The 17,543-nt window shown below is 72.4% G+C and carries 17 protein-coding genes; 6 read left to right on the top strand and 11 right to left on the bottom strand.

The features are described 5' to 3' along the window. Nucleotides 1-98 precede the first annotated feature (98 nt). Nucleotides 99-1,325, top strand: a complete 1,227-nt coding sequence (locus ACZ7LU_RS27090) for an amino acid deaminase/aldolase (RefSeq protein WP_471150158.1) — start codon at nt 99-101, stop codon at nt 1,323-1,325. A 16-nt stretch (nt 1,326-1,341) separates the two neighbouring features. On the opposite strand, the gene ACZ7LU_RS27085 is transcribed toward ACZ7LU_RS27090, so the two are convergent. The 6 genes from ACZ7LU_RS27085 to ACZ7LU_RS27060 all read right to left on the bottom strand — a co-directional run bounded on the left by ACZ7LU_RS27085 (nt 1,342) and on the right by ACZ7LU_RS27060 (nt 8,644). Next, nucleotides 1,342-2,295, bottom strand: coding sequence for a DUF2510 domain-containing protein (locus tag ACZ7LU_RS27085; protein ID WP_398311126.1), 954 nt, complete (start codon nt 2,293-2,295; stop codon nt 1,342-1,344). A 58-nt stretch (nt 2,296-2,353) separates the two neighbouring features. Next, complete coding sequence (locus ACZ7LU_RS27080; RefSeq protein ID WP_471918257.1) at nt 2,354-3,655, bottom strand: haloacid dehalogenase-like hydrolase; 1,302 nt, start codon at nt 3,653-3,655, stop codon at nt 2,354-2,356. 16 nt (nt 3,656-3,671) lie between these two features. Continuing rightward, nucleotides 3,672-4,985, bottom strand: a complete 1,314-nt coding sequence (locus tag ACZ7LU_RS27075; RefSeq protein WP_468316431.1) for a haloacid dehalogenase-like hydrolase — start codon at nt 4,983-4,985, stop codon at nt 3,672-3,674. A gap of 91 nt (nt 4,986-5,076) precedes the next feature. Beyond that, nucleotides 5,077-5,865: a 3-oxoacyl-ACP reductase gene (locus ACZ7LU_RS27070; protein ID WP_468316433.1), complete on the bottom strand. Its 789-nt coding sequence runs from the start codon at nt 5,863-5,865 to the stop codon at nt 5,077-5,079. Nucleotides 5,866-5,868: 3 nt separating this feature from the next. Continuing rightward, nucleotides 5,869-7,266, bottom strand: coding sequence for an aldehyde dehydrogenase family protein (locus ACZ7LU_RS27065; protein WP_471918256.1), 1,398 nt, complete (start codon nt 7,264-7,266; stop codon nt 5,869-5,871). A gap of 7 nt (nt 7,267-7,273) precedes the next feature. Then, nucleotides 7,274-8,644 carry a glutamine synthetase family protein gene (locus ACZ7LU_RS27060; RefSeq protein ID WP_471918255.1) on the bottom strand — a complete coding sequence of 457 codons (1,371 nt, stop codon included), beginning with the start codon at nt 8,642-8,644 and terminating at the stop codon, nt 7,274-7,276. A 75-nt stretch (nt 8,645-8,719) separates the two neighbouring features. Here ACZ7LU_RS27060 and ACZ7LU_RS27055 point away from each other — a divergent pair, with 75 nt between their 5' ends. The 3 genes from ACZ7LU_RS27055 (at nt 8,720) to ACZ7LU_RS27045 (ending at nt 11,871) form a co-directional block, all read left to right on the top strand. Beyond that, nucleotides 8,720-9,469 carry a FadR/GntR family transcriptional regulator gene (locus ACZ7LU_RS27055; RefSeq protein ID WP_468316438.1) on the top strand — a complete coding sequence of 250 codons (750 nt, stop codon included), beginning with the start codon at nt 8,720-8,722 and terminating at the stop codon, nt 9,467-9,469. Between the two features lie 139 nt (nt 9,470-9,608). Next, complete coding sequence (gene eat, locus ACZ7LU_RS27050) at nt 9,609-11,054, top strand: ethanolamine permease (RefSeq protein ID WP_398311143.1); 1,446 nt, start codon at nt 9,609-9,611, stop codon at nt 11,052-11,054. Between the two features lie 100 nt (nt 11,055-11,154). Then, the gene (locus ACZ7LU_RS27045) at nt 11,155-11,871 is read left to right on the top strand and encodes a gamma-glutamyl-gamma-aminobutyrate hydrolase family protein (RefSeq protein ID WP_471918254.1); all 717 of its coding nucleotides are present in this window, start codon (nt 11,155-11,157) and stop codon (nt 11,869-11,871) included. On the opposite strand, the gene ACZ7LU_RS27040 is transcribed toward ACZ7LU_RS27045, so the two are convergent. From ACZ7LU_RS27040 to ACZ7LU_RS27030, 3 genes are all read right to left on the bottom strand, one after another. Then, nucleotides 11,840-12,808 carry a phosphotransferase family protein gene (locus ACZ7LU_RS27040; RefSeq protein WP_471918253.1) on the bottom strand — a complete coding sequence of 323 codons (969 nt, stop codon included), beginning with the start codon at nt 12,806-12,808 and terminating at the stop codon, nt 11,840-11,842. The genes ACZ7LU_RS27045 and ACZ7LU_RS27040 overlap by 32 nt on opposite strands. 138 nt (nt 12,809-12,946) lie before the next feature. Beyond that, entirely contained in the window at nt 12,947-13,390 is a 444-nt protein-coding gene (locus ACZ7LU_RS27035; RefSeq protein WP_471918252.1) for a DNA-binding protein, read from the bottom strand. Nucleotides 13,391-13,484: 94 nt separating this feature from the next. Continuing rightward, nucleotides 13,485-14,489, bottom strand: coding sequence for a LysR family transcriptional regulator (locus ACZ7LU_RS27030; RefSeq protein WP_471918251.1), 1,005 nt, complete (start codon nt 14,487-14,489; stop codon nt 13,485-13,487). Between the two features lie 70 nt (nt 14,490-14,559). Here ACZ7LU_RS27030 and ACZ7LU_RS27025 point away from each other — a divergent pair, with 70 nt between their 5' ends. After that, nucleotides 14,560-15,678: a TDT family transporter gene (locus ACZ7LU_RS27025; RefSeq protein ID WP_471918250.1), complete on the top strand. Its 1,119-nt coding sequence runs from the start codon at nt 14,560-14,562 to the stop codon at nt 15,676-15,678. A 59-nt stretch (nt 15,679-15,737) separates the two neighbouring features. Continuing rightward, nucleotides 15,738-16,136 (top strand): GNAT family N-acetyltransferase, encoded by a 399-nt coding sequence (locus tag ACZ7LU_RS27020; RefSeq protein WP_470984441.1) that lies wholly within the window; start codon nt 15,738-15,740, stop codon nt 16,134-16,136. Here the strand turns inward: ACZ7LU_RS27020 and ACZ7LU_RS27015 are convergent. Continuing rightward, a complete protein-coding gene (locus ACZ7LU_RS27015) occupies nt 16,133-16,888 on the bottom strand; it encodes a helical backbone metal receptor (protein WP_471918249.1) in 756 nt (251 codons plus the stop codon). The genes ACZ7LU_RS27020 and ACZ7LU_RS27015 overlap by 4 nt on opposite strands. 1 nt (nt 16,889) lies before the next feature. Then, nucleotides 16,890-17,465, bottom strand: coding sequence for a helix-turn-helix domain-containing protein (locus ACZ7LU_RS27010; RefSeq protein WP_362993648.1), 576 nt, complete (start codon nt 17,463-17,465; stop codon nt 16,890-16,892). Nucleotides 17,466-17,543: the final 78 nt, after the last annotated feature.

Here is a 17,543-nt window from a genome sequence, read left to right as displayed (position 1 = left end):
GCAGACCCACGGCGTACGGGAACTCAGTCCGCGCCCCCGGGCGATCTGCCCGGATCATCCCCCTACCCTCTGGTAATCGCGTCTGGCAGGCTTCGGCCATGACAGCCCGTGCCGCAGACCGAGTCGCCGACCGAGCCGCCGATCGCGCCCGCTACGACCGCGCCACCGCACACCTCGACGCCCCCCTCGCCCTCGTCGACCTGGCCGCTTTCGACGCCAACGCCGACGATCTCGTGCGCCGGGCCGCGGGGAAGCCGATCCGGGTCGCCAGCAAGTCCGTGCGCTGTCGCGCCCTGCTGGAGCGGGTACTGGCCCGCGACGGCTTCGCCGGGATCATGTCGTTCACGCTCGCGGAGTCGCTGTGGCTGGCCCGCTCCGGCTTCGACGACGTGCTGCTCGCGTACCCCTCCGCGGACCGGGCCGGTTTCGCGGAGCTGACCGCCGATCCGAAGCTGGCGGCCTCGGTGACCGTGATGGTCGACGACCCGGCCCAGCTGCGGCTGATCGACGAGGCGCGGAACGGCGGCACCGAAGAGGTGCGGGTCTGTCTGGAGCTGGACACCTCCTTGAAGGTGCTCGGCGGCAAGGTGCGGATCGGCGCGCTGCGTTCCCCGCTGCACTCCCCCGTGCAGGTCGCCGCCCTGGCCCGGGCCATCGTCCGGCGGCCGGGGTTCCGGCTCGTGGGTGTCATGGCGTACGAGGGTCATGTCGCCGGCGTGGGTGACGCCGTGGCGGGGCACCCGGCGCGGTCCCGGGCGATCCGGACGATGCAGGCCGCGGCCCGCAAGGAGCTGGCCGCCCGCCGGGGAGAGACCATCGCCGCCGTCCGGGCGATCGCGCCGGACCTGGAGTTCGTGAACGGCGGCGGCACCGGCAGCGTCCAGCACACCGCGGCCGAGCGCGCGGTCACCGAGATCGCCGCGGGGTCGGGGCTCTTCGTGCCGCGGCTCTTCGACAACTACACGTCGTTCAGCGGGCGTCCCGCCGCGCTGTTCGCGCAGCCCGTGGTGCGGCGGCCCGGCGCGGGGACGGTGACGGTGCTCGGCGGCGGCTATCCGGCGTCGGGCGTCGCGGGCCCGGACCGTTCGCCGGTGCCGTATCTCCCTGAGGGGCTGCGGTACGACCCGCAGGAGGGCGCGGGGGAGGTGCAGACGCCGCTGCACGGACCGGCGGCGGACGATCTGCTGATCGGCGACAAGGTGTGGTTCCGGCACGCCAAGGCCGGGGAGCTGTGCGAGCGGTTCGAGACCCTGCACCTGGTCGAGGGCGACAGGGTGACGGGAAGCGTCCCGACGTACCGCGGGGAGGGACGTACGTTCCTCTGAGCCCCCGCCCGCGTCCTCAGGGCGTCGCCCCGACGTCGTCTCCCACCCCGCCGCCCGTCGCGCTGTCCTCGACCGAGCGGATGCCGTCGGTGATCTCGTCCATGACGGAGACGGGCGGGGCGTCCTCGCCCGCGCCGACGCTGAACCGCACCATGACCATCGACTCCGAGCCGACGCTCGACGCGAAGGCGAGCGACTGGACGTATCCGCCGTCGCCCTTCGCCGTGTGCACGCGCCACCGCACGAAGTAGCCGCTGCGGCCCGCGACGGCCACCTGGCCTTCCTTGACCTTCTCGTGGCCGGTGATGCCGCCGTACGGCTTGTTGTCCAGCTTGTCCTTGTCGTAGGCGGCGTCCGCCGCGTCCTTGATGTCGCCGAGGGCGAGGGCCTTGGGGTCCGTCTCGTCCGTGCCGGTCACGGTGCTCGACGTGACGGTGCCTTCGCGGCAGAGGCCGGAGTCGCCCGGGCAGTCGACGATGTCGGGGGTCTGGATGGTCGCGCCGCCGCCGAAGGAGTCGTCGTCCTTCTCCCAGCCGTCGGGCACCGGGAGCGTGATGCCGTTGAGGTCGTCGACGAGGGTGTCCGGGTCGGGGTCGGGCTTCGGGGACGCCGACTCCTCCTCCGACCCGGTGGGCGTCGGGCTGCTCTCGGCGGTGGCGCTCGGCGCCGGGGTGCCGCCCTGCGGGTCGCCGTCGTCCTTGGTGAGGGCGACGGCGCCCGTGACGATCGCCGCGACGAGGACGGCCCCGGCGACGCCCAGCGCGACGACCTTCGCCCGGCCGCCGCCCCGGGACGCCACCGGCATGACCGATGTCGCGTCCTGCGGCGGCCCGAACCCCTGCTGCGCCGGGGCCACTTGGGGCGGCTCGGGCGTCCGCCGGTGCTCGGTCCAGGCGGCACCGTCCCACCAGCGCTCGACGGTGGGCTGGTGCGGGTCCGGGTACCAGCCGGGCGGCGTGGGCATGCTCATTCCGGCACTCTAAGACGTGCCGTGAAGATCAGTACACCGAGGACCGGTGCACCAACGGTCAGTACACCGAGTCCCGCTGGTCGGCGACCACGCTGCCGTCCGGGCGCCGGACGGGACCCTTGTCCCCGTCGTGCTCGTTGTACGCGGCCGTCGCGCACGGGTAGAGGTCCTGCTTCTGCCGCATCGGCTCGATGAACATGGGGTTCACGACCCAGCGGCCGTCCGCGTTGTCATACGCGCGGCACATGAACTCGCTCTTGTTGCGGTTCAGCACCAGGTGCGCGCCCGTCGCGTCGCCGACGAACGTCACGTCGGTGTCGGCGTCACCGCCGCCGAGCGCGATGCGGTGCCTGAAGTCCTGCTTCGCCCAGGCCTTCTTGCCCTTGATGCCGAAGATCTCCTGGTTGACCCAGCAGCGCTTGCCGTCGATGTAGGGGATGGCCTCGCCCTTGTTGACGGGGACGCCGCCGCAGCCCTGGTTCCAGGTGGTGATGCGGCCCTTGCGGTCCAGGACGGAGCGGATGGCGACGGTGTGCTTCCGGTCGATGCCGACGCTCTTCGACCAGACCTCGGTCACCGGTTCCGAGCCCGCCGAGACGATGTAGACGTCGAAGCCGGCCTTCTTGAGCGTGCGGATCAGGTCGCGCTGCTGGTCGTAGTAGCGGACGTAGCCGGGGATCTTGTGCGTGCCGACGGTCTGTGTGGCGCCGACGGGGGCGGCGAGCGCCTCCTTGCGGGCCTTCGCGGCGTACGACTCCAGCTCGCGGACGGTGTGCCCGGCGAAGAGCTGCGGCACCCAGGCGTACTGCGGGACGGTGTGGCGGTGGTCCCACTTCCCGGCGAAGGCCGCGGCGCCGCTCATCGTCAGCCCGTCCTCGCGGACCTCGAAGATCTCGTCGGCGCAGTCCTTGTCCCTGGAGGTGGGCAGCGGCTTACCGACGGGGACCTTCGTGCCGCACGCCTCGGTGAGCGCGCGGTCGGCCTCGTCGGTCATCCACTTGCTGGTGGACTTCCAGCTCTTGGGGCGCAGGATCTTGTCGTGCCGCAGGGACCAGGCGATGGTCGCGTCGGTGACGTCGTTCTTCGTGATGGTGTTGTCCCAGTCGAACGCGGCGACCGGGCGCTTGTTCCCGCCGTGGCCGAGGTCCGGGTTCGCGCAGGTGCCGCGCTCGTCGATGGTGCGCTGGAGCTTGGCGCGGTTGTTGCCGTACCAGGTCAGCTTCTTCGACAGCTGGGGGCAATCCGCGGCTGCGGTGCGGGAGTTCGCGGCCGTGGCGGCGGCCGCGGGGAGAGCTGCCGGCACGGCCGCCAGGGTGGCGGCCGCGGCCAGGGTCAGCGCCAAAATGTTTCTGTTACGCATGTGAGTGGACCGTACATCAGTCGTGCGAGGCCGGCGATGCCGGAGACGCCCCGTGCACCGTGTCCCGCTGATCGGGGATGACAGAGCCGTCCGTACGGCGCACCGGGCCCTCGCCGCCGTCCCGTTCGGTGTAGCCGGTGGAGGCGCAGGGGTAGGGGTCGGCCTGCGCGCCCTTGGGCTCGATGAACATGGGGTTGACCAGCCAGCGGCCGTCGCCGTTGTCGTAGGCGCGGCACATGACTTCGTTCTTGTTGCGGTTCAGGACGAGCCGCAGGCCGGTGGCGTCGCGCAGGAAGGAGACGTCCGTGTCGGAGTCGCCCGCCGCGAACACCTGGCGCTTCGCGGCCGGTTGGACCTTCTCGGCGGCGGCGCCGCGCACGCCGAGGATCTCCTTGTTGATCCAGCAGCGCTTGCCGTCGATGTACGTGATCATCGAGTCGTCGCCGTCGCGCACGGTGCCGCAGCCCTTGAGGTGGGCGGTGTGCTTGCCGTGGGCGGTGACGTTGCGGATGCCGAGGGTGTGCCGTGCGTCGATGCCCACGCCCCTGCCCCACACCTCGGCGACCGGTTCGGGCGACGCGGAGACGACGTAGACGTCGAAGCCGGCCTTCTTGAGCGTGCGGATCAGGTCGCGCTGCTGGTCGTAGTAGCGGACCCAGCCGGTGACCTTGCCGGTGCCGACCCGCTGTTCGGTGCCGATGGGTGCGGCGAGGTTCTCCGCGCGTGCGGCGGCCGCGAACTGCTTGACCTGGCGGGTGGTCCAGCCGCGGGTGAGCTGGGCGAGCCAGGCGTACTGCGGTTCCATCCTGCGGTGGTCGAAGCCGGCGAAGGCCGCCTTGCCGGAGGTGGTGGTGCCCTCGCCGTAGACGGAGAGGATCTCGTCGGCGCAGGCGGTGTTCCGGTGGGTGGGCAGGGTGGTGCCGGTGGCGGGGCAGGCCTTCGCCAGGGCTCCGGCGGCCGGGCGGGTCAGATAGCGGCTGGTGGTGTGCCAGTCGCCGTCCTTCGGCGTGCGTATCTTGCCGTGGCGCAGCAGCCAGTACATGGTGGCGTCGCCGATGTCGTTCTTGATGACGGTGTTGTCCCAGTCGAAGGTGGCGACCGGCTTGGCGCCGCGGCCGTCACCGCAGCTGCCGTACTTGTCCACCATGCGCTGGAGTCTGGCCCTGTTGTCGCCGTACCACCCCTCGGAGACGCTGAGAGTGGGGCACTTCGCGGCCCTCTTCGGCGGGGCGTCCTGGGTTGCCTCCGCGGTGGCCTGGACGCCGATGAGGCCGGTTCCGGCGACGGCGAGCACGGCGGCCGCGGCGGTGCAGCGGCGCTTGAAGTTCATGTACACACTCCCGTGTCTACGCAGGTCAGCCGGGCGTCGTGCGACGCCCGGCTGACGGTGTGGTGGCCGGAGGATGAACTGCGAGATGCGGCTACAGGGGTGTGACGTACGCCCCGGTGAGGCCGCCGTCGACGAGGAAGTCGGTGGCGTTCACGAACGAGGCGTCGTCGCTGGCGAGGAACGCCACCGCGGCCGCCATCTCCTCGGCCTCGGCGAAGCGGCCCACCGGGATGTGCACGAGGCGGCGCGCGGCGCGCTCGGGGTCCTTGGCGAAGAGTTCCTGGAGGAGCGGGGTGTTCACCGGTCCCGGGCAGAGCGCGTTGACGCGGATGCCCTCGCGGGCGAACTGCACGCCCAGCTCGCGCGACATGGCGAGGACGCCGCCCTTGGAGGCGGTGTACGAGATCTGCGAGGTCGCCGCGCCCATCCGGGCCACGAACGACGCGGTGTTGATGATCGAGCCCTTGCCCTGGCGCCGCATGTAGGGGATGGCGGCCTTGCAGCAGAGGTAGACGGAGGTGAGGTTGACCTCCTGGACGCGCTTCCAGGCTTCGAGGCCGGTGTCGAGGATGGAGTCGTCGTCGGGCGGCGAGATGCCCGCGTTGTTGAAGGCGATGTCGACGGAGCCGTAGGTGTCGTAGGCGGTCTTGAAGAGCGCCTCGACCTGCTCGGCGTCGGTGACGTCGACCTTCACGAAGGTCCCGCCGACCTCGTCGGCGGCCTGCTTGCCCGCGCTCTCGTCGATGTCGCCGCAGACGACGTGGGCGCCCTCGGAGGCGAGGCGGCGGGCGGTGGCGAGACCGATGCCGCTGCCGGCGCCGGTGATGACGGCGGTGCGGCCGACGAGGCGGCGGCAGATGTTCTCTGACGTGTTCGACATGGGTCAGGCCTCCGTGCTGATGAAGACGTTCTTGGTTTCCGTGAAGGCGTGCAGGGCGTCCGGGCCGAGCTCGCGGCCGAGTCCGGACTGTTTGTAGCCGCCGAAGGGGGTCCAATAGCGCACGCTGGAGTGCGAGTTGACGGACAGGTTGCCTGCCCGGACGGCCGCGGAGACGCGCAGGGCCCGGCCGACGTCCCGCGTCCAGATGGAGCCGGACAGGCCGTAGTCGGTGGCGTTGGCGAGCCGGATCGCGTCGGCCTCGTCGTCGAAGGGGATGACGACGGCGACGGGACCGAAGACCTCCTCCATGGCCACCGGCGCCTCCGGGTCGACGTCGGTGAGCAGCGTCGGCGGGAACCAGAAGCCGGGCCCCTCGGGCGCCGTGCCGTGGATGCCGTCGCCCGGGGTGACGTAGGAGCGGACCCGGTCCAGCTGGGTCCGGGAGATCAGCGGGCCCATCTGGGTCTTCTCGTCGGACGGGTCGCCCACGACGATGGACTCGACGGCGGGGGCCACGACGTCCAGGAAGCGGTCGTACACCGAACGCTGCACGAGGACGCGGGTGCGGGCGCAGCAGTCCTGACCGGAGTTGTCCAGGTACGACATGGGGGTGGCGAGGGCCGCCGCTTCCACGTCGGCGTCGGCGAAGACGATGTTCGGGCTCTTGCCGCCGAGTTCCAGGGTCAGCCGCTTCACCCGGTCGGCGCAGGTGGCCATGATCTGCTTGCCGACGCGGGTGGAGCCGGTGAAGACGATCTTGGCGACGCCGGGATGCTCCACCAGCGCGTTGCCCGCTTCCGCGCCGGTGCCGGGCAGGACCTGGAAGAGCCCTTCGGGCAGGCCGGCCGCCAGGGCGAGTTCGGCGAGGCGGAGCGCGGTGAGCGGGGTCGTCTCGGCCGGTTTGAGGATCACCGCGTTGCCTGCCGCGAGGGCGGGCGCCGTGCCCCACGCGGCGATCGGCATCGGGAAGTTCCAGGGGGCGATGACGCCGACGACGCCGAGGGGTTCGAGGACGGTGACGTTCAGGCCGCCGGGCACGGGGATCTGCCGGCCGCTCAGCCGCTCGGCTCCCCCGGCGGAGAAGTCGAGGAGGTCGCGGACGTTGCCGGCCTCCCAGCGGGCGTTGCCGATGACGTGACCGGCTTCGCGGACCTCCAGGCGGGCCAGTTCTTCGAGGTGGTCGTCGACCTGGGCGGCGAAGCGGCGGAGCAGCCGGGCCCGGTCGGCGGGGGCGGCCGCCGACCACTGTTCCTGGGCGCGCGCGGCGCGGGTGACGGCGGCGTCGACGTCCTGCGCGGTGGTGGCGGGGACGGTGGCGACGACCTCTTCCGTCGCCGGGTTCAGTACGTCGAGTGTCGATACATCGGGTTTCGATGCGTCGGAATTCGATACGTCGAGCAAGGCTGCCTCACATGCGTTCGAAGGAGCGGCGGAGCTCCCAGTCGGTCACCGCGGAGTCGAAGGCCTGCAGCTCGACCCGCGCCATGTTGCGGTAGTGCGCGACCACCTCGTCGCCGAAGGCGGCCTTGGCGATGGGGCTGTTCTCCCAGAGCTCGGCGGCCTCGCGCAGGGTGGTGGGGACGTGTTCGTAGTCGCCGGTGTAGGCGTTCCCTGTGCACTCCTCCGGCAGTTCGAGCTTCTGCTCCATGCCGTACAGACCGGCGGCGATCAGTCCGGCGACCGCGAGGTGCGGGTTCACGTCGCCGCCGGGCAGGCGGTTCTCGAAGCGCATCGAGCGGCCGTGGCCCACCACGCGCAGCGCGCAGGTGCGGTTGTCGTGGCCCCAGGCGGCGGCGGTCGGCGCGAAGGTGCCGGGCTGGAACCGCTTGTAGGAGTTGATGTTGGGCGCGTAGAGGAGGGAGAAGTCGCGGAGCGCCGCGAGCTGGCCCGCGAGGAAGTGCCGCATGACGGGCGACATGCCTCCCGGGGCGTCCGGAGAGCCCGCCATGACGTTGTTGCCGTCGGCGTCCTGGAGCGAGAGGTGGATGTGACAGGAGTTGCCCTCGCGCTCATTGAACTTGGCCATGAAGGTGAGGGAGACACCTTCCTGGGCCGCGATCTCCTTGGCGCCGGTCTTGTAGATGGCGTGCTGGTCGCAGGTGACGAGGGCCTCGTCGTACTTGAACACGATCTCGTGCTGGCCCGGGTTGCACTCGCCCTTGGCCGATTCGACGACGAGTCCTGCGGCCGCCATGTCGTTGCGGATGCGGCGAAGCAGCGGCTCGATGCGGCCGGTGCCGAGGACCGAGTAGTCGATGTTGTACTGGTTGGCCGGCGTGAGGTCCTTGTATCCGGCGTCCCACGCCTGCTCGTAGGTGTCCTTGAAGACGATGAATTCGAGCTCCGTGCCGACGTGGGCGGTGTAGCCGAGCTCCGCGAGCCGCTCCAGCTGGCGGCGGAGGATCTGGCGGGGCGCGGCCACGACGGGCGAGGAGTCGCTCCAGGCGAGGTCCGCGACAAGCATCGCGGTGCCCTCGTTCCAGGGGACGCGGCGCAGGGTGGAGAGGTCGGCGTGCATGGCGAAGTCGCCGTAGCCGCGGTCCCAGGACGACATCGCGTAGCCGTCGACGGTGTTCATCTCCGCGTCGACGGCGAGGAGGTAGTTGCAGCCCTCCGTGCCGTGTTCGAGGACCTCTTCGAGGAAGAAGCGGGCGGCGAACCGCTTGCCCTGGAGCCGCCCCTGCATATCGGGAAAGGCCAGGACGACCGTGTCGATCTCGCCGCTCGCGACGAGGGCCTTCAGCTCCTCGACGGCGAGCGGGGGTGTGCGGTCTGCCACGGGAAATGCCTCCTTGGGTCAGCCGGGAGCCATAAGGTATTGCCGAGAACCTTTGCTTGGGAAGGGGGTACGGACATGTCACACACGGAAGAGGGCACCTCGTCCGCGGCGCTGGACGACGACCGGCTGACACCGGTACTGCGTCCGGTGCGGGCGGGCAACGGCTTCGAGGAGGCCCTGGAACAGATCCTCCAGGTCGTCCGCCTCGGCCTGGTGCCCGGCGGCGAACGGCTGCCGTCGGAGCGGGAGCTGGCCGACCGCCTCGGCATCAGCCGGGTGACGCTGCGCGAGGTCCTGAAGGTGCTGCAGGACCAGGGACTCGTCGAGTCGCGGCGCGGGCGGTACGGCGGCACGTTCGTGCGGCCGCGCCCCGAGGCGCCGGGCGAGGACGAGCTGCGCCGCCGCATCAAGGACGTGGACGTCGAGGACGCGCTGCGCTTCCGCGAGGTCCTGGAGGTCGGCGCGGCCGGGCTCTGCGCGGCGCACGGGCTCACCGACGAGCAGGCGGACCGGCTGCGCACGGCGCTCGCGCAGACCCACGACGCGCCCCTCGCGGAGTACCGCAGGCTCGATACGCTGCTCCACCTCACGCTCGCCGAGCTGTGCGGCTCGCCGACGCTCACCGCGCAGTACGCGGCGGTCCGCGCCACCGTCAACGACCTCCTGGACTGCATCCCGCTGCTGGTACGGAACCTGGAGCACTCGCAGCGCCAGCACACCGCGCTCGTCGAGGCGGTGCTCGACGGGGACGCGGACGGCGCGCGGGAGATGATGCGCGAACACTGCGCGGGAACGGCGGCCCTGCTGCGGGGCTTCCTGACGTGACGAGCGTGAGGAGCGGTTAACCGTCGCGTAACGCAAGGGGCTTGCTTTCTCGTGCCCCGCACGGCAAAGGTATGGATCCGTTCCTTTGAGTCCCCCGTCTGAGTCACCCGCCGCAGTGCCGTCGCATGGGAGCCGTGCCATGACCGTGGAGTCCAGCAAGCCGAGCCCACCCGAACCGGCGGACGACTATCTGGAACGCAGAACGCTCCGCCGGGGCAGCGCGGGCTGGCTGCTGCTCACCGGACTCGGCGTCGCCTATGTCGTCTCCGGCGACTTCTCCGGCTGGAACTTCGGCCTCGCGGAGGGCGGCTTCGGCGGCCTCGCGATCGCGATGGCGCTCATGGGTGTGATGTACGCGTGCATGGTGTTCTCGCTGGCGGAACTGTCGTCCGTCCTGCCGACCGCAGGCGGCGGCTATGGCTTCGCGCGCCGCGCGCTCGGCCCCTGGGGCGGCTTCCTGACCGGCACGGCGATCCTGATCGAGTACATCCTGGCGCCGGCCGCGATCTCCATCTTCATCGGTGACTACGTGGAGTCGCTGGGCCTCTTCGGCCTCACCTCGGGCTGGCCCGTCTATCTGGCCTGCTTCGTCATCTTCATCGGCATCCATCTGTGGGGCGTCGGTGAGGCGCTGCGCTTCAGCTTCGTCGTCACCGGCATCGCGGTGGCGGCGCTGCTCGTCTTCGCGGTCGGCGCCTTCATGGACTTCGACGCGTCGAAGCTGAACGACATCCCCGTGGAGGCGGACGCCTTCGGCTCCAACTCGTGGCTTCCCATGGGTCTGTTGGGCATCTGGGCGGCGTTCCCCTTCGGCATGTGGTTCTTCCTCGGGGTCGAGGGCGTGCCGCTGGCCGCCGAGGAGACCAAGGACCCGGCGCGCACGCTGCCGCGCGCGATCCGCTGGTCGATGGCCATTCTCGTCGCCCTCGCGCTGCTCACCTTCTTCGCGTCGGCCGGGGCGCGCGGCGCGAACGCGATCCAGGACGCGGGCAACCCGCTGGTCGAGGCGCTGCAGCCGGACGGCGACGCGACCGGCCTGAGCCGCGTCATCAACTACGCGGGCCTCGCGGGCCTGATCGCCTCCTTCTTCTCCCTCATCTACGCGGGCTCGCGCCAGCTCTTCGCGCTCTCCCGGGCCGGGTACCTCCCCCGCTTCCTCTCGCTGACCAGCAGCCGCAAGGCCCCCTACCTGGGCCTGCTCGTGCCGGGTGCGATCGGCTTCGGGCTCGCCGCGGCGACCGGCGACGGCGCCCGCATGCTGAACGTCGCGGTCTTCGGCGCCACCATCTCGTACGCCCTCATGTCGCTCTCCCACATCGTGCTGCGCCGCCGCGAGCCGGAGCTCCGTCGGCCCTACCGCACGCCCGGCGGCGTCCTGACGTCGTCCGTCGCGCTGGTCCTCGCGTGTGCCGCGCTGGTCGCGACGTTCCTGGTGGACGTGACGGCGGCGCTCATCGCCCTCGCGGTGTACGTGGTCGCCATCGCCTACTTCGGCGTCTACAGCCGCAAGCACCTGGTGGCGCGCGCACCGGAGGAGGAGTTCGCGGCGCTCGCGGCGGCCGAGGCAGAGTTGGAACGCGACTGATCGCACGTACGGAAGAGAACGTACGGCGGCGAACGTACGGCGGCGAACGTACGAAAGAGAACCTGCGGCAGCGAATGCACGGAAGAGATACGGGAGAACGGTGCGCGAGAACGGCGAGAAGAGCACAGTGAGCGGCAGCAGGCCGCTGATCGGGGTCAGCACCTATCTGGAGTCCAGGGTGAGCTGGGGCGTCTGGGAGCTGCCCGCGGCCGTGCTGCCGGCCGGCTATCCGCGCCTCGTGCGGGCGGCGGGCGGCATGACCGCGATGCTGCCGCCGGACGACCCGGCGCACGCGCGCTCCGTCGTCGCCCGGCTCGACGGCGTGGTCGTCGCGGGCGGTCCTGACGTGGAGCCCGCGCGGTACGGCGCGGCGCGCGAGGAGCGCACGGGGCCGCCCGCGCGGGAGCGGGACGCCTGGGAACTCGCCCTGATCGAGGCCGCGTTGGCGTCCGGCACGCCACTGCTCGGCATCTGCCGCGGCATGCAGCTGATGAACGTGGCGCTCGGCGGGACCCTGATCCAGCACCTGGACGGGCACGTGGAGCGGGTGGGCACCTTCAGTACGCACACGGTGAAACCGGTACCGGGCACGCTGTACGAGTCGATCGTGCCGGACGCGTCCACGGACGTGCCGACCTACCACCACCAGGCGGTGGACCGCCTCGGCAAGGGTCTCGTCATCTCCGCGTACGCCGAGGACGGCACCGTCGAGGCCGTCGAACTCCCCGGCCCCGCCTGGGCGCTCGGCGTGCAGTGGCACCCAGAGGCGGGCGAGGACACGCGCGTCATGGCAGCGCTGGTCCGAGCCGCTTCCTGAGCCACTCAAGGGCCGCCGCGCCCTGGGCGGCCTGGAAGGCGCGCAGGGTAGGCAGGCCGGGCGGGTCGGGCCGCAGAGAGTGGCGTACGAAGTATCCGGCGAGGCCCGCGAGCGCCGCGGTCACCCCCCTCGGGTCGGCGTCCCGGCCCACCCGTTGGGCGGTGAACACCTCCTCCGGGTCGGGGCCGCCCTGCGCCCGCACGCACGGCAGCATGACGAGCAGGTCGAACCAGGGCGTCGCGCGCACGGCGTGCGGCCAGTCGACGAAGACGACGCGGCCGCCGTCGGACGTGAGCAGCATGTTGTCGGCGCGCAGGTCGGCGTGGGCGAGGGTGTCGCCCGCGACGGACGCGGCCGCGGGCACGGCGAGTTCGGCGAGGTCGGGCAGGTGGCGGCGGGCCCACGCGGCGATCCTGTCGTCGCTCTCCGCGCCCTCCTCGACGAGCCGTTCCCACCCCCGGAACATGTTCGCCACGGCCTCTCCGGCGGAGGGAGCGGCGACGGGCGAGGGTGTCAGCTGCCGCGAGAGGGCGTCCACCGCGTCCAGGACGCGCCCGAACTCTTCGGCGCGCCAGGGCACATGGGGCTGCCTTCCGTCGATGTCCTCGAAGGCGAGCGCGACCCAGGTCCCCTCGTCGTAGGAGGCGAGGAGCCGGGGCGCGGGCACGGACTCGGGCAGGGCGGCGGAGTTCCTGGCCTCGGCGCGGTGCAGCGCGGGGCTGCCCGGGTTGGCCTCGGAGCTGACGGCCTTCACGAACGCCCGCCGTCCGTCGTCGAGCCGCACCCGGGCGGCGGCGCCCGGCGAGAACCCGCCGCGCTGCGTCACCGCCTCGACCACCGGCGCGCCGAGCGCGTCCGCCAGCCCGTCCCGCACGTGCGGGGGGAGCTGCCACCAAGGGGTGCGGACGCCGGTCGCCGGGGGTGCGGTGGGGTTCATGCCACTCATGGTGGGCGGGCCCCGGCTCAGCCGCCAGGGAATTTCCCGGCCGCCGATGCCGCCCCTTCCACCGGGCCCGCCAGGTGCCGCCCGGGCCCGCCGGAGGTTACTCCGCCGGCCGCCCGGGCCCGCCGGGAGCTACTCCGCCTCGCCCGCCGTCCGGGACACGAGCCGCTCATACCGCTGCCGGGCGGCCTGCGGGGTGCCGAGCCCGAGCCCGAAGGCGATCTCGGGCCAGGTCATGCCGCGCCCCCGCGCCATCTGGAGGAGGCCGGTCTCCAGCTCGTCCAGTTCGCCGCGGACCAGCGGCAGGAGGGTGAGGGCCGCGGTGATGTCGGCGTGGTCCACCTCGGGCTCGCCCTCGACGGGCTGCGCGGCGCCGCTGAGCAGGAACGAGACGAGCCGCACGGCTTCGTGCGGGCCGAGGACGGCGGGGTGGACCTGGCGCCTGCGCTGCGCGTCGTCGGCGGCGTGCCGCTCCGCGACGCGCATCAGCGACGCGTACACGCGCTGGGCGCGGGCCTGTTCGGGGTGCGGCGGCGTGAACGGGTCGTCGGTCTCGGACTGTTCGGGATGCGACATGCGCTCATCATGGGCCGACACACACATCGTAGTCAACGATTCGTTGTAAACACTTTGTTTGCACCCACTGTCGATCGAGGTCCTGCCCCGCAGCTCAAGACCGCCGCCCTCCGCTCCCCGCCCCACTCCGCGTCAGCGCCAGCAGATCCCTCCCCGGCCCCGCCGGGCGATGCCCCGTCGGCCAGACCGCCCGCAGTTCCCTGCGCAACTGGACCTCGGCCAGCGGGATCTCCACCAGACGCCGCGCCGCCAGCTCCTCGCCCACCGCGAGCTCGCTCAGGACCGAGGGGCCCGCGCCGCTCACCGCCGAGGCCTTCACCGCCGTCGTGGACGACAGCTCGATCAGGGGGCGGGCGAGACCGCCGAGTGCCGCGTCGAGGACCTGCCGGGTGCCCGAACCCTCCTCGCGCAGGATCAGCGGCGTCGCCGCCAGCTCCGCCGCCGCGAGCGGCTTCCTGCGCCGCGCCCACGGGTGCCCCGGCGCCGTCACGACGACCAGGCGGTCGTGCGCGATCACGACCTCGTCGAGGCCGCCCGGCACGGTGAGCCCCTCGACGAAGCCGAGGTCCGCCTCGCCGGCCAGAAGCCGGGAGGCGACGGCGGCGGAGTTCCCCGCGAGCAGGGACACCGCAGTGTCGGGCCGCTGTGTCCGCAGGGCGATCAGCCAGCCCGGCAGCAGGTACTCGGCGATCGTCATGCTGGCCGCCACCCGGAGGCGCGAGTCCCGCCGCACGCGCAGCGCCTGCGCCCCCGCGTCGAAGGCCTCCGCCGCCTCCACGATGCGGCCCGCCCAGTCGGTGACCAGGGCGCCCGCGTCGGTGAGGCGCGAGCCGCGCGGCGACCGGTCGACGAGGGCGACGCCCAGCTGCCGCTCCATCGCACGCACCCGGCTGCTCGCCGCGGGCTGGGTGATGCCGAGCTCCCGGGCGGCCCGCCCGAGACTGCCGAGCCGCGCCACGGCGAGCAGCAGCTGGAGCGCACCGAGGTCGGGAACGCGGTGTGCGAGGGATGCCTCGGGGGTGTGGGCGGGGACGGGAGCAGAGGCGGCGGGGACGGGGGCAGCGGCGGCGGGCTCGGGCGACGCAGGGGACGTACTCATAAAGCCAGCTTATGCCCCCATAGAAGCGTGCTCCCTGGTCGCACCGTCTCCCGCGGACGACGGTGGGCCCATGGTCACCACCGCTCACCCCGTCGCCGTCTCCCCCACGGCCCCCGGCACCCGCGCCCTCGCGGTCCGGCACCTCGGCCCGAACTGGTACGCCTCCGTCATGGGCACCGCCATCATCGCCAACGCGGGCGCGACACTGCCGTATCAATTCACGGGGCTGCGCACGGGCTGCACGATCGTGTGGGCGCTGTCGTGCGTGATGCTGGCCGTGCTGCTCACCGCCCGCGCCGCGCACTGGATCCACCACCGCGACCAGGCCCGGGCCCACCTGCTCGACCCGGCCGTGGCCCCGTTCTACGGCTGTCTGTCGATGGCCCTGCTCGCGGTCGGCGCCGGCGCCCTGCTCGTCGGCGAGGACTGGATCGGCACGGGCGCGGCCGTCGCGCTCGACACCGTGCTGTTCACCGCGGGCACCGCCATCGGGCTCGCGGCGGCCGTCGCCATCCCCTGCCTGATGGTGACCCGGCACCGCATCGCCGCCGACCAGGCCTCACCGGTGTGGCTGCTGCCCGTGGTGGCGCCCATGGTGTCGGCGGCCGTCGGACCGCTGCTCATACCCCACCTGCCCGCGGGCCAGGACCGGCAGACGATGCTGTACGCCTGCCTCGCGATGTTCGGCCTGAGCCTGCTCGCCACCCTGGTGATGCTGCCGGCGATCTTCGCCCGCCTGGTGACCGCGGGACCGCTGCCGCTGGCGCTCACCCCCACCCTGTTCCTGGTGCTCGGCCCACTGGGCCAGTCCACGACCGCCGCGAACAAGTTCGCCGACTTCGCCCCGGACGTCGTCCCCACGCCCCTGGACCGCGGCTTCCTCGCCTTCGCCGTGCTCTACGGCGTCCCCGTGCTGGGCTTCGCCCTGCTGTGGCTGGCACTCGCCGCGGCCATGGTGGTGCGCGCCCGCCGCCGCGGCATGGGCTTCGCCATGACCTGGTGGGCGTTCACCTTCCCCATCGGCACCTGCGTGACCGGCGCGGAGGGCCTCGCACAGCACACCGGCCTCACCGCGTTCGCCTGGCTCGCGACCGGCCTCTTCCTCTTCCTGCTGGCCGCGTGGGCCGTGGCCCTGACACACACCCTTCGGGGCGTCGCGGGCGGAAGGCTGCTCACGGCCCCGCGCTGAGCTGCCCCGCGGCTGAGCCCTCCCACGGGCACGGCGCTCCCCCGCCCTACGATGCCGACATGACGATCACCTACGAGTGGCGCGGGGAGTTCACCGACGCGGCCGTCAACGCCCTGCACGCGGAGGCGTTCGAGCACGCCCCGCTGCCCATCGGCTGGCACGCCCGGGTCCACCGCCACAGCCTCGGCTGGGTCTCGGCCCACGAGGAGGGCAGACTCGTCGGGTTCGTCAACGTCGCCTGGGACGGCGGGGCCCACGCCTTCGTCCTCGACACGATGGTCGCCAAGGACCGACGGGGCAGCGGCGTCGGCACCGAGCTCCTGGCAGCCGCGGCGCGTGGCGCCCGCGCGGCCCGGTGCGAGTGGCTCCACGTCGACTTCGACGAGCACCTGCGCGGTTTCTACTTCGACGCCTGCGGGTTCCGGCCGACGGACGCCGGGCTCATCGCCCTGCGCTAGCACTCCCCCGCCGGACGCGCCGCCCGCAGCGCCGCGTCGAGCACCGCGGGAGCCTCCGCGAGCGACGGCCCGTACCAGGTCAGATGGCGGCCGCTGACCAGGGCGACCGGTGTGCCCGGCGGGAACGCCTCGGGGCCGTCGTCGCGCGTGAAGCGATACGGCTCGTCGGGGAGCACGACCAAGTCCAGACCGGCCTCCCGCAGTTCCTCGATCGGGACGCGTGGGTACCGCTCGGCGTGCCCGGCGTACGCGTTGTCGACGCCCATGCGCGCGAGCAGGTCTCCCGCGAATGTGTCGCGGCCCAGGACCATCCACGGCCGCCGCCAGATCGGGACCGCCCCGCGGCGGCGGGCCGAGGGGGCCGCCCACCCCTGCCACGCCGCTTCCGCCGCCTCCAGCCACCGCGGCCGCCGCTCCGCCCCGCACGCCGCGAGGACGCGGGTCAGCTCCCGGAAGGCCTGGTCCAGCGTCCGCACCTCCGTCACGAGGACCTCGACGCCGGCCGCCCGAAGAGCCGCCAGGTCGGGGGCGCGGTTCTCCTCTTCGTTGGCGATGACCAGGTCGGGCGCGAGGGCGACGATGCGGGGCACGTCGGGGTTCTTCGTGCCGCCCACCCGCCGCACGTCGAGGTCCGCCGGATGACTGCACCAGTCGGTCGCCCCGACCAGCGCCCTCGGCACGGTGACCGCGACCGCCTCGGTCAGCGAGGGCACCAGCGAGACGACCCGCAGCGGGCCACGCGCGAGCGGCACGTCAGCGCCCCCTGTCGTCCACCGCTTCGATGTGGTCCCCCACGGCGATCACCAGGACCCGGGTGTCCGGCACGGTGGCCCGCCAGCGGTGCCGCACCCCGCCCGTGAGGAACAGGGTGTCGCCGCGTCCGAGGCGGTAGGCACGGCCTTCGGCCTCCATCTCCACGGCGCCCTCGACGACGTACATCAGCTCGTCGTTGCGGTGCTGGAACTCGCGGCCCTCGTCGTGGTCCCCGATGAACTCCAGGGCGTGCAGCTGGTGGTGGCCGCGCGCCAGTTCCCGTACGCGCGCCTCGGGGGTGGAGCCCTCCAGGTCCGTGGCGTCGTCGGCGCGCACCACCTCGACGGTCCGGGCCGGGTCGGCGGCGGCCAGGAGCTCCACGTCGGTGGTGCACAGCGCGTCGGCGACCCGCTGCAGGGACCGCGAGCTGGGGCGGGCCCGCTCGTTCTCGATCTGGCTGAGGAACGGCACGGAGAGTCCGCTGCGCTCGGCGACGACGGCGAGGGTGAGCTCCAGCTGGCGGCGGCGCCGCCGCACGGCAGAGCCCACCCGGAGGGTCTCCTTGTGCTCATCCATCGCCTCGGCTCCCTTCAGCGCATCGGGCCGCTCTCAACCCTGAGGGGTTTTCTGCACCCTACGCATGTTCGCCAAACG

This window comes from Streptomyces sp. NPDC039462 (assembly GCF_055639375.1).
The sequence above is the reverse complement of the archived record's forward strand: the minus strand, read 5'-3'. Positions and strand labels throughout refer to the sequence as shown.

Coding starts and splice junctions, on each gene's coding strand:
- ACZ7LU_RS27090 (WP_471150158.1), top strand. CDS start 99: ATGACAGCCCGTGCCGCAGACCGAGTCGCCGACCGAGCCGCCGATCGC.
- ACZ7LU_RS27085 (WP_398311126.1), bottom strand. CDS start 2,295: ATGAGCATGCCCACGCCGCCCGGCTGGTACCCGGACCCGCACCAGCCC.
- ACZ7LU_RS27080 (WP_471918257.1), bottom strand. CDS start 3,655: ATGCGTAACAGAAACATTTTGGCGCTGACCCTGGCCGCGGCCGCCACC.
- ACZ7LU_RS27075 (WP_468316431.1), bottom strand. CDS start 4,985: ATGAACTTCAAGCGCCGCTGCACCGCCGCGGCCGCCGTGCTCGCCGTC.
- ACZ7LU_RS27070 (WP_468316433.1), bottom strand. CDS start 5,865: ATGTCGAACACGTCAGAGAACATCTGCCGCCGCCTCGTCGGCCGCACC.
- ACZ7LU_RS27055 (WP_468316438.1), top strand. CDS start 8,720: ATGTCACACACGGAAGAGGGCACCTCGTCCGCGGCGCTGGACGACGAC.
- eat (WP_398311143.1), top strand. CDS start 9,609: ATGACCGTGGAGTCCAGCAAGCCGAGCCCACCCGAACCGGCGGACGAC.
- ACZ7LU_RS27040 (WP_471918253.1), bottom strand. CDS start 12,808: ATGAACCCCACCGCACCCCCGGCGACCGGCGTCCGCACCCCTTGGTGG.
- ACZ7LU_RS27035 (WP_471918252.1), bottom strand. CDS start 13,390: ATGTCGCATCCCGAACAGTCCGAGACCGACGACCCGTTCACGCCGCCG.
- ACZ7LU_RS27030 (WP_471918251.1), bottom strand. CDS start 14,489: ATGAGTACGTCCCCTGCGTCGCCCGAGCCCGCCGCCGCTGCCCCCGTC.
- ACZ7LU_RS27025 (WP_471918250.1), top strand. CDS start 14,560: ATGGTCACCACCGCTCACCCCGTCGCCGTCTCCCCCACGGCCCCCGGC.
- ACZ7LU_RS27020 (WP_470984441.1), top strand. CDS start 15,738: ATGACGATCACCTACGAGTGGCGCGGGGAGTTCACCGACGCGGCCGTC.
- ACZ7LU_RS27010 (WP_362993648.1), bottom strand. CDS start 17,465: ATGGATGAGCACAAGGAGACCCTCCGGGTGGGCTCTGCCGTGCGGCGG.